The organism is Cupriavidus sp. FW306-1B-F12B (assembly GCF_058781795.1).
On the sequence record NZ_JBYSXC010000006.1, the window covers coordinates 116,343 to 130,612 of the forward strand.

The window sequence follows — 14,270 nt, forward strand, 5'->3', positions numbered from 1 at the left end:
ACGAGATGGCAGAGCAGGGTAAGCAAGGCGGCACGGTGTTCGGACCCGGCTATGTGCGGGCGATTTCGCCGTACGTTGCCGGCAAGCCGATTTCGGAAGTCGCGCGCGAGTTCGGCCTGGACGAGGCCGGCATCGTCAAGCTCGCCTCTAATGAAAATCCGCTCGGCATGCCCGAGTCGGCCCGCCGCGCGGTCGCCGATGCGGTGGCTGAACTCGGCCGCTACCCGGATTCCAACGGCTTTGCGCTGAAGGGCGCGCTGTCGGCGCGCTTCGGCGTGCCCGCCGACTGGCTGACGCTGGGCAACGGCAGCAACGACATCCTGGAGCTGGCCGCGCATGCGCTGGTGGAGCCGGGTCAGTCGATCGTCTATGCCCAGTACTCGTTCGCGGTCTACGCGCTGGCCACGCAGGAGATCGGCGCACGCGCCATCGAAGTGCCCGCGCGCGACTACGGCCATGACCTGGAGGCGATGGCCGCGGCGATCGCGCCGGATACGCGCCTGGTCTTTATCGCCAACCCGAACAACCCGACCGGCACGTTCGTGCCGGCCGCGCAGATCGAAGCCTTCCTGCAGCGGGTGCCGGCCAATGTGGTGGTTGTGCTGGACGAGGCGTACAACGAATACCTGGATGCCGACCAGCAATATGATTCGCTCGCCTGGGTGCGCCGCTACCCGAACCTGATGGTGTCGCGCACGTTCTCCAAGGCCTATGGCCTGGCGGGCCTGCGCATCGGCTACGCGGTGGCGCAACCGGAGCTGTCGGACCTGCTGAACCGCATCCGCCAGCCGTTCAACGTCAACAGCGTGGCGCAGGCCGCGGCCATCGCGGCGCTGGGCGATGCCGGGTTCCTGCGCCGCAGCGCCGAGCTGAACCGTGCCGGCAAGCGCCAGCTGACCGATGCCTTCGACCGGCTCGGGCTGGAATACGTGCCGTCGTCCGGCAACTTCGTGATGGTGCGCGTGGGCGATGACGACGGCGCCGGCGCGCGCGTCAACCTGGCCTTGCTGAAGCAGGGCGTGATCGTGCGGCCGGTGGGCAACTACAACCTGCCGCGCTGGCTGCGCGTGACCATCGGCCTGGCCGAGGAGAACGCAGCCTTCATCGCGGCGCTGGAGCGGGCGCTGGCGTGAGCGCGGCTACAATCGCGGCGTTTCGCTGCAGGCTGCTTGCCTGCCTCGTTGCCAATCATCGATTTACCTCGGCCTGGTCCGAGCCACTGCCCCTAGCGGCCTGAGATTGTGAGTGCATTGCATTTTTCCCGTGTTGTCATTGTCGGTGTCGGCCTGATCGGCGGCTCGCTCGCGCTGGCGCTCAAGCGCGCCGGCGTGGTGGGCACGGTGGTCGGGGTGGGGCGCTCGCCGGCGTCGCTGCAGAAGGCGCTGGATCTTGGCGTGATCGACGAGGCCGCGACGCTGGCGGATGCCGCGCGCGGCGCCAGCGTGATCGTGCTGTGCGCGCCGGTGGCGCAGAACTTTGCGCTGCTGCACGCGCTGGAGCCGCACCTGCAGCCGGGCACCATCGTCACCGATGCCGGCAGCACCAAGTCAGACGTGATCATGGCGGCCAAGACGGCGCTCGGCGACAAGGTCGCGCAGTTCGTGCCGGCACACCCGATCGCCGGGCGCGAGCTCAACGGCGTGGAGGCGGCGCTGCCGGACCTGTACCTCGGCAAGAAGACCGTGCTGTGCCCGCTGCAGGAAAACTCGCGCGCCGATGTCGCCGCGGTGCGCGCCATGTGGGAAAGCGCCGGCGCAGAATGCCATGTGATGTCGGCAGTGCAGCACGACGCGGTGTTTGCCGCGGTCAGCCACCTGCCGCACGTGCTGTCGTACGCGCTGGTGGCGCAGGTCGCCAATGCGGAAGATGCCGCGCTGAAGCTGGGCTTCGCCGGCGGCGGCTTCCGCGATTTCACGCGCATCGCGGCCTCGTCGCCTGAGATGTGGCGCGACATCTGCGTGGCCAACCGCGACGCGCTGCTGCGTGAGCTGAATACCTACCAGTCGGTGCTGGCGCACCTGAAGGCGCAGATCGAGAAGGGCGACGGCGACGCGCTCGAACGCATCTTCGCGCGCGCCAGCAAGACCCGGCTGGCCTGGGGCGCAGAGCGTGCCGCGGGCAACCATACCGAACCCTGAACCAATAGCCTGACCGCGGCGCCCCGGCGCCCACGAAAACCATGGAACACCTGACGCTAGGCCCCCTGACCCGCGCCAACGGCACCGTCCGGCTGCCGGGCTCGAAGAGCATCTCCAACCGCGTGCTGCTGCTGGCCGCACTGGCCACGGGCGAAACCCGCGTGCGCGACCTGCTCGATTCCGACGACACCCGCGTGATGCTGCAAGCGTTGCGCACGCTCGGCGTGGCGTGGCGGCAGGAAGGCGACGACTACATCGTCACCGGCGCCGGGGGCAATTTTCCGAACAAGTCGGCCGAACTGTTCATGGGCAATGCCGGCACCGCGATCCGCCCGCTGACTGCCGCGCTTGCGCTGCAGGGCGGCAGCTACAAGCTGTCGGGCGTGCCGCGCATGCATGAGCGGCCGATCGGCGACCTGGTCGACGGCCTGCGCCAGGTGGGCGCCGTGATCGACTACCTTGGCAATGAAGGCTTTCCGCCGCTGCATATCCAGCCGGCCGGCATTCGCATCGACGCGCCGATCCGCGTGCGCGGCGATGTGTCGAGCCAGTTCCTGACCGCGCTGCTGATGAGCCTGCCGATGGCGCAATCCGACAGCGGCCGCATCGAGATCGAAGTAGTAGGCGAGCTGATCTCCAAGCCGTATATCGAGATCACGCTGAACCTGCTGGCGCGCTTCGGCATCGAGGTCGAGCGCCAGGGCTGGGAGCGCTTCGTGCTGCCGGCCGGCGCGGCTTACCGCTCGCCAGGCGAGATCTTTGTTGAGGGCGATGCGTCGTCCGCTTCCTACTTCCTGGCGGCCGGTGCGATCGGCGGTGGCCCGGTCCGGGTGGAAGGCGTGGGCATGGCCAGCATCCAGGGCGATGTGCGCTTCGCCGAGGCGCTCAACCGCATGGGCGCCAATGTGATGGCAGGTGACAACTGGATCGAAGTGCGCGGCACGGAACGCGACGACGGGCGCCTGCACGGCATCGAGCTGGACTGCAACCATATCCCCGATGCGGCGATGACGCTGGCGGTGGCGGCACTATTTGCCGAAGGCACGACCACGCTGACCAATATCGCCAGCTGGCGCGTCAAGGAAACGGACCGTATCGCGGCGATGGCGACGGAACTGCGCAAGCTCGGCGCAGTCGTGGAAGAAGGGGCCGACTATCTGCGTGTGACGCCGCCGCAACCGTGGCAGACTCCGGCCGACGGCATTGGCACCTATGATGACCATCGCATGGCGATGTGCTTCTCGCTGGCAGCCTTTGGGCCGCTGCCGGTGCGGATCAATGATCCGGGCTGTGTGGCGAAGACGTTCCCGGATTACTTCAGCGTGTTTGCGGGCGTGACCGTCTAAGCGCTGGCCAGGTTGGCGTGGTCGCGCTGCGCCGGGGCGCGGTCGCGGGCAGTTCCGGCCTGGCGGCGCTCGCGCTTCTCCCAGTAGCGGTCGAAGAAGTAGTGGGCCACGGTATTGACGGCCGGCTCGATGAAGGTGATGGCACCGCTGATGGCGAGGCTGCCGGTCAGCGCATACGTCACGCTGAAAGCGATGCCGAGGTGCATGATGCCGAAAGTCAGGGTTTTTGCCATGGTAGATTGCCTCGCGACTGGACGGAAAGGGCATGGTGCCGCGGCTGCGGCGAAGTGCCATGAATCAAATGATAATGATTCTCAATTGAATTCACAATCAATCGTTTCTCTTGGTTTTATAAACAATGACTATCGTCAACGTCATCGCCATTGACGGGCCGACTGCCTCGGGCAAGGGCACTGTCGCGCACAAGGTCGCGGACGCCGTGGGCTTTCACCTGCTCGACAGCGGCGCCCTGTACCGGCTCGTGGCGCTGGCCAGCGACCGCGCCGGGATTGACCTGGCGGACGTGGACGCGCTTGCAAAGATCGCTTCCCGCCTCGATGTGAAGTTCGGCCCTGACCGCGTCTGGATGCAAGGCGAGGAAGTCAGCCTGGCAATCCGTGCCGAGGCGATCGGCAACCGGGCCTCGGCCATCGCCGTGCACCAGCCGGTGCGCGACGCGCTGACCCAGCTGCAGCGCAGCTTCCGCAAGCTGCCGGGGCTGGTCGCCGACGGCCGCGACATGGGCACTGTGATCTTCCCGGATGCGCCGCTCAAGGTGTTCCTGACCGCAAGTGTTGAGGCGCGCGCTCGCAGGCGCTATAAACAATTGATTGATAAGGGAATTTCTGCTAATATTGAAGACCTTTTGCGTGACCTTGAAGCGCGCGATGTACGGGATCGCACCCGCACCGCCGCGCCGCTTCGTCCCGCCGAGGATGCAAAGCTGCTGGATACCTCCGATATGACGGTGGACCAGGCAGTGGCGCAGGTGCTGGAGTGGTTTGCCGCTGTGCGGCCCGATGCATGAGATGCATGCGGGCGCATCAGTAGAAGCGGTGTACCCCGACGGCACCAGATGGCGCCAGCCCGGGCAAGGCTTGTGGCTGGCTTGTGTCAAACCTGACCCCGCTGCACTGGCAGACTGAGCGCGATAGTCGCGCCGGCCAGCGTATTGCGGATTTCACCTTACGTTTATGTCCGACCTGCAAACTAACGAATCCTTTGCCGCACTGTTCGAGGAATCCGTCGCCCGCTCCAATATGAAGGCTGGCGAAGTGATCTCCGCTGAAGTCGTGCGCATCGACCACAATTTCGTGGTCGTCAATGCCGGCCTCAAGTCCGAGGCATTCGTGCCGGTGGAGGAGTTCCTGAACGACCAGGGCGAACTCGAAGTGCAGGCCGGCGACTACGTCTCCGTGGCCATCGATGCGCTCGAGAACGGCTATGGCGACACCATCCTCTCCCGCGACAAGGCCAAGCGCCTGGCATCGTGGCTGAACCTCGAGAAGGCGCTGGAAGACGGCGAGATCATCTCGGGTACCGTGACCGGCAAGGTCAAGGGCGGCCTGACGGTGATGGTCAACGGCATCCGCGCGTTCCTGCCGGGTTCGCTGGTTGACGTGCGCCCGATCAAGGACACCACCCCGTACGAAGGCAAGACCCTGGAATTCAAGGTCATCAAGCTGGATCGCAAGCGCAACAACGTGGTGCTGTCGCGCCGCGCCGTGGTCGAAGCGACCCTGGGCGAAGAGCGCCAGAAGCTGATGGAAACCCTGAAGGAAGGCGCCATCGTCAACGGTATCGTCAAGAACATCACCGACTACGGCGCATTCGTGGATCTGGGTGGCATTGACGGCCTGCTGCACATCACCGACCTGGCCTGGCGCCGTGTCCGCCACCCGAGCGAAGTGCTGTCGGTTGGCCAGGAAATCACCGCCAAGATCCTCAAGTTCGACCAGGAAAAGAACCGCGTCTCGCTGGGCGTGAAGCAGCTGGGCGAAGATCCGTGGGTCGGCATCTCGCGCCGCTACCCGCAAGGCACCCGCCTGTTCGGCAAGGTGACCAACCTGACCGACTACGGCGCGTTCGTCGAGATCGAAGCCGGCATCGAAGGCCTGGTGCACGTGTCGGAAATGGACTGGACCAACAAGAACGTTGCCCCGTCCAAGGTTGTCCAGCTGGGCGACGAAGTCGAAGTCATGGTGCTGGATATCGATGAAGACAAGCGTCGTATCAGCCTGGGCATGAAGCAGTGCAAGGCCAATCCGTGGGACGATTTCTCGCGTAACCACAAGAAGGGCGACAAGCTGGCCGGCCAGATCAAGTCGATCACCGACTTCGGCGTGTTCATCGGCCTGCCGGGCGGCATCGACGGCCTGGTGCACCTGTCGGACCTGTCGTGGCAAGAGACTGGCGAAGAAGCCGTTCGCAAGTACAAGAAGGGCGACGAAGTCGAAGCCGTGGTCCTGGGCATCGACGTCGACAAGGAACGCATCTCGCTGGGCATCAAGCAGCTGTCGGGCGATCCGTTCAACAACTTCATCTCGGCCAACGACAAGGGTTCGCTGGTTCAGGGCACCATCAAGGCGGTTGACGCCAAGGGCGCCGTGGTCCAGCTGGCTGACGATGTGGAAGGCTACCTGCGTGCTTCGGAAATCTCCGCTGACCGTGTGGAAGACGCCCGCAACGTGCTGAAGGAAGGCGAGCAGATCACCGCCCTGGTGGTGAACGTCGACCGCAAGTCGCGCAACATCAACCTGTCGATCAAGGCCAAGGACAGCGCAGAGCAGCAAGAAGCGATGCAGAAGTTCCAGGCTGACACCGGCACGGCTGGCACGACCAACCTCGGCGCCCTGCTGAAGGCCAAGCTCGGCCAGGACAACCAGTAATCGCAGGCCCCCGCGCTTGCGCGTATGCCCATGACCAAGTCGGAGCTCGTCGAAAAACTGGCTGCCCGCTTCCCCCAGCTGCTGCTGCGGGACGCGGACATCTCGGTCAAAACGATACTCGACGCGATGTCCGAGGCGTTGGCCGATGGCCACCGCATCGAGATCCGCGGATTCGGCAGTTTTGGTCTGAACAAGCGTCCGCCTCGCGTGGGGCGCAATCCCAAGTCCGGCGAGCGTGTGCTGGTTCCCGAGAAACGGGTGCCGCACTTCAAGGCGGGCAAGGAATTGCGCGAACGGGTTGACCGCAGCCAGCCGGCGCCTCCGGGCGCCAATGGCAACGGTCATGCCGCCGGCACGGCCCAGGCCGTGCCGGGCAAGGTAGGCCAGGGCAGCGCTCCCGCTGCAGCGGCGGGATTGCACGAGGGTGGGCTGAATTTTGTCCGCTCTTCCTGATTGCCGGGTTTTGCCTGCTGCTTGTGTGGTTGAAAAAAGCGCCCCCCTTCGGGGCGCTTTTTCTATTTCTGCCGGCCTTACGCGCGCACCGAGACGGGTGGCGCATCGTGCGCAAGCGGCTTGCCGGCGTCTGGCGCCGGGCCGCAGCCCGGGCCGCATTACGGCCCGGTTACCGAATAGGTGAAGCGTATCCGTTACAATGCCGGGGTCTTTGCCGGACCTCGCGCGAGTGCGCCGGTGCCGCTTCCACGTCACGCTGAAACGCTGCCAACCGCATGAAACTGTTCGCCTGGATCGTCCGCATCGTCGTATTCGTGCTGCTGTTCGTGCTGGCGCTGCGCAATACCGCCGAAGCCTCGCTGCAGCTGTTCTTCAATGCCGTCTGGCATGCCCCGCTGATCCTGATCCTGTTCGCGGCCTTCGTGCTCGGCGCGGTCGCGGCACTGGCATCGATCGCGCCCAACCTGATGCGCCAGCGCATGGAGCTTGCCCGGCTGCGCCGCGCCCTGGCCGATGCCGGCGCGCAGGCGAGCGCGTCAGCGGCATCGCCGCCGTCGCCAACCTCGGCAGCAGCCGCCGCGCCGCGCGACGGCAAGCCTGTTCCCTATAACGTAGTCGGCCCGAAGGTCTGATCCATGATGTTTGAAACCTGGTGGCTGCTGGCGCTGCCACTTGTCTTTGGCCTTGGCTGGATGGCGGCGCGCTTCGATGTGCGCCAGCTGATCAGCGAGCAGGGCGCCTTGCCGCGCTCGTATTTCAAGGGCCTCAACTTCCTGCTCAACGAGCAACCCGACAAGGCCATCGACGCCTTTATCGAGGTCGCGCGGCTGGACCCGGAAACCACCGAGCTGCACTTCGCGCTGGGCGCGCTGTTCCGCCGCCGCGGCGAAACCGAGCGTGCCATCCGCGTGCACCAGAACCTGGCGACCCGCCCCGACCTGCCCGAGCCCGAGCGCGAGCATGCCTTGTTTGAACTGGGCGAGGACTTCCTGCGCGCCGGCCTGCTGGACCGTGCCGAGGAATCGCTGCGCCGGCTGATGTCGGGCCCGTACGCGGCGTCGGCCAAGCGCGTGCTGCTTGAGCTCTACGAAGTGGAGAAGGAGTGGCAGAAGGCGATCGAGGCCGCGCGCGAGCTGCAGACGCTGGAGCAGACCAGCTACAGCCTGCAGATTGCCCAGTTCTGCTGCGAGCTGGCGCAGGACGCGCTGCAGCGCAAGCGCCCCGAAGATGCGGTGAAGTGGCTCAACCAGGCCGTTGCCGAGAATCCTGCCAACGTGCGCGCCCCGATCCTGCTGGGCGACGTGGCCGCGGCCGCGGGCGACGCCCGCGCGGCGCTTGGCCACTGGCTTGGCATCGAGCGGCAGGATGCATCCTTCCTGCCGCTGGTGGCGGACCGCGTGGTCAAGGCCTACGCCAGCCTGCAGGAGGAGGGCGCCGCGCTGGAATGGCTGCGCGGCCTGCTCAAGGGCAAGCTGGCGCCGGAGGTGCTCGATACCGCCTACAAGGCGGAACTGGACGTGAACGGCCCGGAAGCCGCCGCGCGCCTGATGCGCGAACAGCTGCGCCGCCAGCCCACGCTGCTGGCGCTGACCAAGTATTTCGAGGCGCAGGCGGCGGTGGTCACGGCCGGCGCCCCGTCCGCGCAGCCGGCGGGTGCCGATGCCCCGGCAGAGGGTGCCGACGGCAACGACGGCAATGGCGAGCAAGCGCAGGAAACCACGGCCATCCGAGACCTGCTGCAGCTGCGCACGCGCAACCTCGCGCGCTACACCTGCCGCGAGTGCGGCTTCCGCGCCCGGCTTTTCTATTGGCAATGCCCGGGTTGCAACCGCTGGGAAACCTATGCCCCGCGGCGCTCCGAGACGCTCGGCTGAGCCCGGGCGGCCTGTGCAACAGAATTGAATTGACGCTATGAAAGTCACCATCATCGGCAGCGGCTATGTCGGCCTTGTCACCGGCGCCTGCCTGGCGGAACTTGGCAACGACGTGTTCTGCCTGGACCTGGACGAGCAGAAGATCGCGCTGCTTAACGCAGGCGGCGTGCCGATCTACGAGCCGGGCCTGCAGGAGCTGATCCAGCGCAACCGTGCCGCCGGGCGGCTGACCTTTTCCACCGACGTGGCGGCCAGCGTCGAGCACGCCGATGTGCAGTTCATCGCCGTGGGCACGCCCCCGGACGAAGACGGCTCTGCCGACCTGAAGTACGTGTTGGCGGCGGCGCGCAATATCGGCCGCCATATGACCGGCTTCAAGGTCGTGGTCGACAAGTCCACCGTGCCGGTGGGTACCGGCGACCGCGTGGCCGCCACGATCCGCGCGGAGCTGGCCGCGCGCAGCCTGGAGGACCTGCAGTTCTCGGTGGTGTCGAACCCCGAGTTCCTGAAGGAGGGCGCCGCGGTCGAGGACTTCATGCGCCCGGACCGCATCGTGCTGGGCTGCAGCGCCGACGTCGCCGGCCGCCACGCGCAGGCCACCATGCGCCAGCTTTACGCGCCGTTCAACCGGCACCACGAGCGCACCTTCTACATGGACGTGCGCTCGGCCGAGTTCACCAAGTACGCCGCCAATTCGATGCTGGCCACGCGCATCTCGTTCATGAACGAGCTGGCCAACCTGGCCGACGAGGTCGGCGCCGATATCGAACTGGTGCGCATGGGCATCGGATCGGACCCGCGCATCGGCTACAGCTTCCTGTATGCCGGCGCCGGCTACGGCGGTTCATGCTTTCCCAAGGACGTGCAGGCGCTGATGCGCACTGCCGCCGACCATGGCAAGCCGATGCGCGTGCTGGAAGCGGTGGAATCGGTCAACGGCGCGCAGAAACGCGTATTGGGCGACAAGGTCGTGCGCCGCTTCGGCGATGACCTGAGCGGGCGCACCTTTGCCGTGTGGGGCCTGGCCTTCAAGCCCAATACCGACGACATGCGCGAAGCGCCGTCGCGCGTGCTGGCGCGCGAACTGGTGTCGCGCGGCGCGTCGCTGCGCATGCACGACCCAGTGTCGATGGCCGAAGCCCGGCGCGTGCTGGATGCCGACCTGGCCGACCTGCCGGGCGGCGCCGCGCGCGTGAGTTTCCACGAGAACCAGATGGATGCGCTGGACGGCGCCGACGCGCTGGTGATCGTGACTGAATGGAAGGTGTTCCGCAGCCCCGACTTCGGCCAGATCAAGCGGCGCCTGAAGGCCCCGGTGATCTTCGACGGGCGCAACCTGTATGAGCCCGAGGCCATGGTCGAGACCGGCGTGGAGTACCACGCCATCGGCCGCCCGACCCGGCAGGCCGTGAACGAATGAGGCGCCGGCGGGTCAACGGACTCATCAACCGATAAGCTAACGCGGCGGCCGCGGCCGTCGCGATATTGCCAAGGATCTTCATGAACAAGACCGTCATTCCGCAGGAGCAGATCCGGCAGTCCCATATCCTGGTGGTCGGCGACATGATGCTGGACCGCTACTGGTTCGGCGATGTGGAGCGCATCTCGCCGGAAGCACCGGTGCCGGTGGTGCAGGTCAAGCGCAGCGACGAGCGCCTGGGCGGCGCCGCCAACGTGGCCCGCAACGCCGCGGCGCTGGGCGCACGCGTGGGCATGCTGGGCGTGGTCGGCGACGACGAGCCGGCCCGCACGCTTGAAGCGCTGCTGGGCGAGAGCCATGTGCAGCCCTACCTGCACCGCGATCCTAAGCTCAACACCACCATCAAGCTGCGCGTGGTGGCGCACCAGCAGCAGTTGCTGCGCGTGGATTTCGAGAGCGCGCCGGCGCATGAAGTGCTGGCCGCGGTACAGGACCGTTTCCTGGCCCTGATCAACGACTACCAGGTGCTGGTGCTGTCCGATTACGGCAAAGGCGGCCTGACCCACGTCACGCGCATGATCGACGCCAGCCGCGCGGCCGGGCGCAAGGTGCTGATCGACCCCAAGGGCGACGACTACTCGCGCTACCGCGGCGCCACCCTGATCACCCCCAACCGGGCCGAGATGCGTGCCGTGGTCGGCGCCTGGAAGACCGAGGCCGACCTGACCATCCGCGCGCAGAACCTGCGCCGCGGGCTGCAGCTTGAGGCGCTGTTGCTGACGCGCTCGGAAGAGGGCATGACGCTCTACACCGAGGCCGAGGTGCTGCACGTCTCCGCCCAGGCGCGCGAGGTCTATGATGTATCGGGTGCGGGCGATACCGTGATCGCCACGCTCGCCACCATGCTGGGTGCCGGCGTGCCGCTCAAGGAAGCCGTGCAGCATGCCAATCGTGCCGGCGCCATCGTGGTGGGCAAGCTTGGTACCGCCGTCGTCTCTTATTCTGAATTGTTCGGCGCCGCCCCGTGAGGCGTGGCGCCCCCATCCTGATCCGACCATGACCATCATCGTCACCGGCGCCGCTGGCTTTATCGGCAGCAACCTCGTCAAAGGCCTGAACGACCGCGGCGAGACCAACGTCATCGCTGTCGACAACCTGACCCGTGCCGACAAGTTCCACAACCTGGTCGACTGCGAGATCTCCGACTACCTGGACAAGCAGGACTTCCTCGCGCGCTTTGCCCGCGGCGAGTTCGGCAAGGTGCGGGCGGTATTCCATGAAGGCGCGTGCTCCGACACCATGGAGACCGACGGCCGCTACATGATGGAGAACAACTACCGTTACACGCTGTCTCTGATGGAGAGCTGCCTGGAACAGGGCACGCAGTTCCTGTATGCGTCGTCGGCGGCTACCTACGGTGCTTCGCAGGTGTTCCGCGAAGACCGCGAGTTCGAGCGCCCGCTGAACGTGTACGGCTACTCCAAGTTCCTGTTCGACCAGATCGTGCGGCGCCGGCTGCCGTCGGCGCTGTCGCAGATCGTGGGCTTCCGCTACTTCAACGTGTACGGCCCGCGTGAAACGCACAAGGGCCGCATGGCCTCGGTCGCCTTCCACAACTTCAACCAGTTCCGCGCCGACGGCACGGTGAAGCTGTTCGGCGAGTACGGTGGCTATGCCCCCGGCATGCAGAGCCGCGACTTCATCTCGGTCGAGGACGTGGTCAAGGTCAACCTGCACTTCTTCGACCATCCGGACAAGTCCGGCATCTTCAACCTCGGCACCGGCCGCGCGCAGCCGTTCAACGACATCGCCGCCACCGTGGTCAACACCCTGCGCGAGGCCGAAGGCAAGCCGCGCCTGTCGCTCGATGAACTGGTGCAGGAAGGCCTGCTCGAGTACGTCAAGTTCCCCGATGCGCTGCGCGGCAAGTACCAGTGCTTTACGCAGTCGGATGTGTCGAAGCTGCGCAGCGCCGGCTACAGCGAGCCGTTCCTGTCCGTCGAGGAAGGCGTGGCGCGCTACTGCCGCTGGCTGATCGAACGCGCCGGCTGACAATCGGCGCGCAGCCGGCCGACACGCTTTCGTGCGGCCGGTGTCAACTTTTGTTGCCGCATGGGCCGCCGCTGCGGCCCGCCCCTATCCTGACCTGACCTCGCCGCCCCGGCGGGGGTGGTACCTCAGACCATCCACAGGAAAGGAGAGCCTTCATGTTCAAGCATTGGGTCCGGCAACTTGCCCGGCGTTTTTCCCTGGTTTCCTTCGCTGCAACCATCTGCCTGTTCGCTGGCGGTGCCGCGCATGCCGCCATCGATGTCAACACGGCGGACGAGGCGGCGCTGACCTCGGTCAAGGGCGTGGGAGCCGCCACCGCCCGCAACATCATCGACGAACGCAACAAGCGTGGGCCCTACAAGGACGCCGCGGACCTGGCCGAGCGCGTCAGCGGCATCGGGCCAAAGTCCGTGGCGAAGCTGCAGGACGCTGGCCTCGCCATTGGCCCGAAGGGAGCCGCAGCAGCGGCGCCGGCAGCGGCGGCGGTCCCGGCCCCAGCCAAAGCCGGTAAGGCAGCGCCCACGGCGGCCGCGAAGCCGGCGCGCTAGCAGGCGCATGGGCTGGCGCCCGGCTGCCGCGTGGCCGGGCGCTCTCCTTGCTGGTATGGGTTGTGCTAGACCCTTGCCGCTTCGCACGCCCCGTGGCGGCGGAGTATCATGCGGACGCCGCGCCGGCAGGATCTGCCGCGCGCGGCTGCCGACAGGCACGCATCTACCAAACAACCAGGCACAAACGCGGCGGCCGCCGACCAGGCGGCCAGCCCGGACCACAGGGAGCAGAACAGTATGGCGAATGGCGAGGACGCGGGATTCCTGCCGCAATGGCGGCTCAAGACCGAAGGCGTGATCGGGCCGGATGAGCGGCTGCCCGCCGGGCAGGCGCTGCTGGCCGGCATCCAGCACGTGGTGGCGATGTTCGGCTCGACCGCCATTGCACCGATCCTGATGGGTTTCAACCCGAATATCGCCATCCTGTTTTCCGGCATCGGCACGCTGATCTTCTTCCTGTGCGTGCGCGGGCGGGTGCCGAGCTATCTTGGCTCCAGCTTCGCCTTCATCGCCGTGGTGATCGCCGCCACTGGCTACGCGGGCAGCGGCCCCAACCTCAATATCCCGGTGGCGCTGGGCGGCATCATCGCCGCCGGTGCGCTGTACACGGTGATCGGCCTGATCGTGCAGGCGGTGGGCTACGCCTGGGTCGAAAAGCTGATGCCACCGGTGGTGACCGGGGCCATCGTCGCGGCGATCGGGCTGAACCTGGCCCCGGTGGCGGTCAAGGCAGTCAGCGGCGCGGCCCTCGATACCTGGGTGGGCCTGCTGACGGTGGTGGCCGTGGGGCTGGTGGCGGTGCGTGCGCCCGGCATGATCGGGCGCCTGCCGGTGCTGATCGGCGGCCTGGCCGGCTACCTCGCCTACTACCTGGGCACCAACGTGATGGGGCTGGGCAAGCCGATCGACTTCTCCAGCGTGGCTGCGGCCAGCTGGTTCGGGCTGCCGGCGTTCACCGCACCGACCTTCGAGTTAAGCGCCATGCTGCTGATCGCCCCGGTGGCGATTGTGCTGGTGGCGGAGAACCTGGGCCATATCAAGGCCATCGGCGTGATGACCGGGCGCAACCTGGACCCGTATATCGGCCGTGCCTTTATCGGCGACGGCATCGCGACCATGCTGTCGGCCAGCGGCGGCGGCACCGGCGTGACCACTTATGCCGAGAACATGGGCGTGATGGCGGTCACCAAGATCTACTCGACGCTGATCTTCGTGGTCGCGGCCGCGGTGGCCATCCTGCTGGGCTTCTCGCCCAAGTTCGGTGCACTGATCCTGACCATCCCGGGTCCGGTGATCGGCGGGCTGACCATCGTCGTGTTCGGCCTGATCGCGGCGACGGCGGGCCGGATCTGGGTGCAGAACAAGGTGGACTTCTCCAGCTCGCGCAACCTGATCACGGTCGGCGCCACGCTGACCGTGGCCGCCGGCGACCTGACGCTGAAACTGGGCGGCATGACGCTGGGCGGCATCGGGACCGCCACCTTCGGCTGCATCCTGCTGTACCACCTGCTGGGCGAAGGCAACCACGAAGAGGGCTGAGCCAGGGCAGGA

At 66.6% G+C, this 14,270-nt stretch carries 14 protein-coding genes; 13 read left to right on the top strand and 1 reads right to left on the bottom strand.

Annotated features, from left to right (window positions below; translation table 11 throughout):
* The first annotated feature begins 5 nt into the window (after positions 1-5).
* The 3 genes from hisC to aroA all read left to right on the top strand — a co-directional run bounded on the left by hisC (position 6) and on the right by aroA (position 3,484).
* Positions 6-1,133 carry a histidinol-phosphate transaminase gene (hisC, locus tag AC3WLE_RS12450; RefSeq protein ID WP_492317447.1) on the top strand — a complete coding sequence of 376 codons (1,128 nt, stop codon included), beginning with the start codon at positions 6-8 and terminating at the stop codon, positions 1,131-1,133.
* Positions 1,134-1,241: 108 nt separating this feature from the next.
* Complete coding sequence (locus AC3WLE_RS12455; protein WP_454750222.1) at positions 1,242-2,138, top strand: prephenate dehydrogenase; 897 nt, start codon at positions 1,242-1,244, stop codon at positions 2,136-2,138.
* A 41-nt stretch (positions 2,139-2,179) separates the two neighbouring features.
* Complete coding sequence (gene aroA / locus AC3WLE_RS12460) at positions 2,180-3,484, top strand: 3-phosphoshikimate 1-carboxyvinyltransferase (RefSeq protein ID WP_492351751.1); 1,305 nt, start codon at positions 2,180-2,182, stop codon at positions 3,482-3,484.
* Here the strand turns inward: aroA and AC3WLE_RS12465 are convergent.
* A complete protein-coding gene (locus tag AC3WLE_RS12465) occupies positions 3,481-3,717 on the bottom strand; it encodes a DUF2061 domain-containing protein (RefSeq protein WP_492317445.1) in 237 nt (78 codons plus the stop codon). The two genes, aroA and AC3WLE_RS12465, sit on opposite strands and share 4 nt — an antisense overlap.
* Before the next feature lie 125 nt (positions 3,718-3,842).
* Between AC3WLE_RS12465 and cmk the strand changes: the two genes are divergently transcribed.
* From cmk to AC3WLE_RS12515, 10 genes are all read left to right on the top strand, one after another.
* Positions 3,843-4,511, top strand: coding sequence for a (d)CMP kinase (gene cmk / locus AC3WLE_RS12470; RefSeq protein ID WP_492317444.1), 669 nt, complete (start codon positions 3,843-3,845; stop codon positions 4,509-4,511).
* 166 nt (positions 4,512-4,677) lie between these two features.
* Positions 4,678-6,372, top strand: a complete 1,695-nt coding sequence (gene rpsA, locus AC3WLE_RS12475) for a 30S ribosomal protein S1 (RefSeq protein WP_010812954.1) — start codon at positions 4,678-4,680, stop codon at positions 6,370-6,372.
* A gap of 30 nt (positions 6,373-6,402) precedes the next feature.
* On the top strand, positions 6,403-6,825 hold the full coding sequence (locus AC3WLE_RS12480) for an integration host factor subunit beta (protein WP_010812953.1): 423 nt from the start codon (positions 6,403-6,405) through the stop codon (positions 6,823-6,825).
* A 275-nt stretch (positions 6,826-7,100) separates the two neighbouring features.
* Positions 7,101-7,457 (top strand): LapA family protein, encoded by a 357-nt coding sequence (locus tag AC3WLE_RS12485; protein ID WP_010812952.1) that lies wholly within the window; start codon positions 7,101-7,103, stop codon positions 7,455-7,457.
* Positions 7,458-7,460: 3 nt separating this feature from the next.
* Positions 7,461-8,699: a lipopolysaccharide assembly protein LapB gene (lapB, locus tag AC3WLE_RS12490; RefSeq protein ID WP_492321409.1), complete on the top strand. Its 1,239-nt coding sequence runs from the start codon at positions 7,461-7,463 to the stop codon at positions 8,697-8,699.
* Positions 8,700-8,736: 37 nt separating this feature from the next.
* Positions 8,737-10,119, top strand: coding sequence for a UDP-glucose dehydrogenase family protein (locus AC3WLE_RS12495; protein ID WP_492321410.1), 1,383 nt, complete (start codon positions 8,737-8,739; stop codon positions 10,117-10,119).
* An 80-nt stretch (positions 10,120-10,199) separates the two neighbouring features.
* On the top strand, positions 10,200-11,147 hold the full coding sequence (rfaE1, locus tag AC3WLE_RS12500) for a D-glycero-beta-D-manno-heptose-7-phosphate kinase (protein ID WP_010812949.1): 948 nt from the start codon (positions 10,200-10,202) through the stop codon (positions 11,145-11,147).
* A 28-nt stretch (positions 11,148-11,175) separates the two neighbouring features.
* A complete protein-coding gene (gene rfaD / locus AC3WLE_RS12505) occupies positions 11,176-12,171 on the top strand; it encodes an ADP-glyceromanno-heptose 6-epimerase (RefSeq protein WP_010812948.1) in 996 nt (331 codons plus the stop codon).
* Positions 12,172-12,326: 155 nt separating this feature from the next.
* Positions 12,327-12,719, top strand: a complete 393-nt coding sequence (locus AC3WLE_RS12510) for a ComEA family DNA-binding protein (protein WP_492321411.1) — start codon at positions 12,327-12,329, stop codon at positions 12,717-12,719.
* A 237-nt stretch (positions 12,720-12,956) separates the two neighbouring features.
* Complete coding sequence (locus AC3WLE_RS12515; RefSeq protein WP_492356512.1) at positions 12,957-14,258, top strand: solute carrier family 23 protein; 1,302 nt, start codon at positions 12,957-12,959, stop codon at positions 14,256-14,258.
* The last annotated feature ends 12 nt before the right edge of the window (positions 14,259-14,270 follow it).

Coding starts and splice junctions, on each gene's coding strand:
- lapB (WP_492321409.1), top strand. CDS start 7,461: ATGATGTTTGAAACCTGGTGGCTGCTGGCGCTGCCACTTGTCTTTGGC.
- cmk (WP_492317444.1), top strand. CDS start 3,843: ATGACTATCGTCAACGTCATCGCCATTGACGGGCCGACTGCCTCGGGC.
- AC3WLE_RS12485 (WP_010812952.1), top strand. CDS start 7,101: ATGAAACTGTTCGCCTGGATCGTCCGCATCGTCGTATTCGTGCTGCTG.
- AC3WLE_RS12465 (WP_492317445.1), bottom strand. CDS start 3,717: ATGGCAAAAACCCTGACTTTCGGCATCATGCACCTCGGCATCGCTTTC.
- AC3WLE_RS12495 (WP_492321410.1), top strand. CDS start 8,737: ATGAAAGTCACCATCATCGGCAGCGGCTATGTCGGCCTTGTCACCGGC.
- rfaE1 (WP_010812949.1), top strand. CDS start 10,200: ATGAACAAGACCGTCATTCCGCAGGAGCAGATCCGGCAGTCCCATATC.
- AC3WLE_RS12480 (WP_010812953.1), top strand. CDS start 6,403: ATGACCAAGTCGGAGCTCGTCGAAAAACTGGCTGCCCGCTTCCCCCAG.
- rfaD (WP_010812948.1), top strand. CDS start 11,176: ATGACCATCATCGTCACCGGCGCCGCTGGCTTTATCGGCAGCAACCTC.
- AC3WLE_RS12510 (WP_492321411.1), top strand. CDS start 12,327: ATGTTCAAGCATTGGGTCCGGCAACTTGCCCGGCGTTTTTCCCTGGTT.
- aroA (WP_492351751.1), top strand. CDS start 2,180: ATGGAACACCTGACGCTAGGCCCCCTGACCCGCGCCAACGGCACCGTC.
- AC3WLE_RS12515 (WP_492356512.1), top strand. CDS start 12,957: ATGGCGAATGGCGAGGACGCGGGATTCCTGCCGCAATGGCGGCTCAAG.
- rpsA (WP_010812954.1), top strand. CDS start 4,678: ATGTCCGACCTGCAAACTAACGAATCCTTTGCCGCACTGTTCGAGGAA.
- hisC (WP_492317447.1), top strand. CDS start 6: ATGGCAGAGCAGGGTAAGCAAGGCGGCACGGTGTTCGGACCCGGCTAT.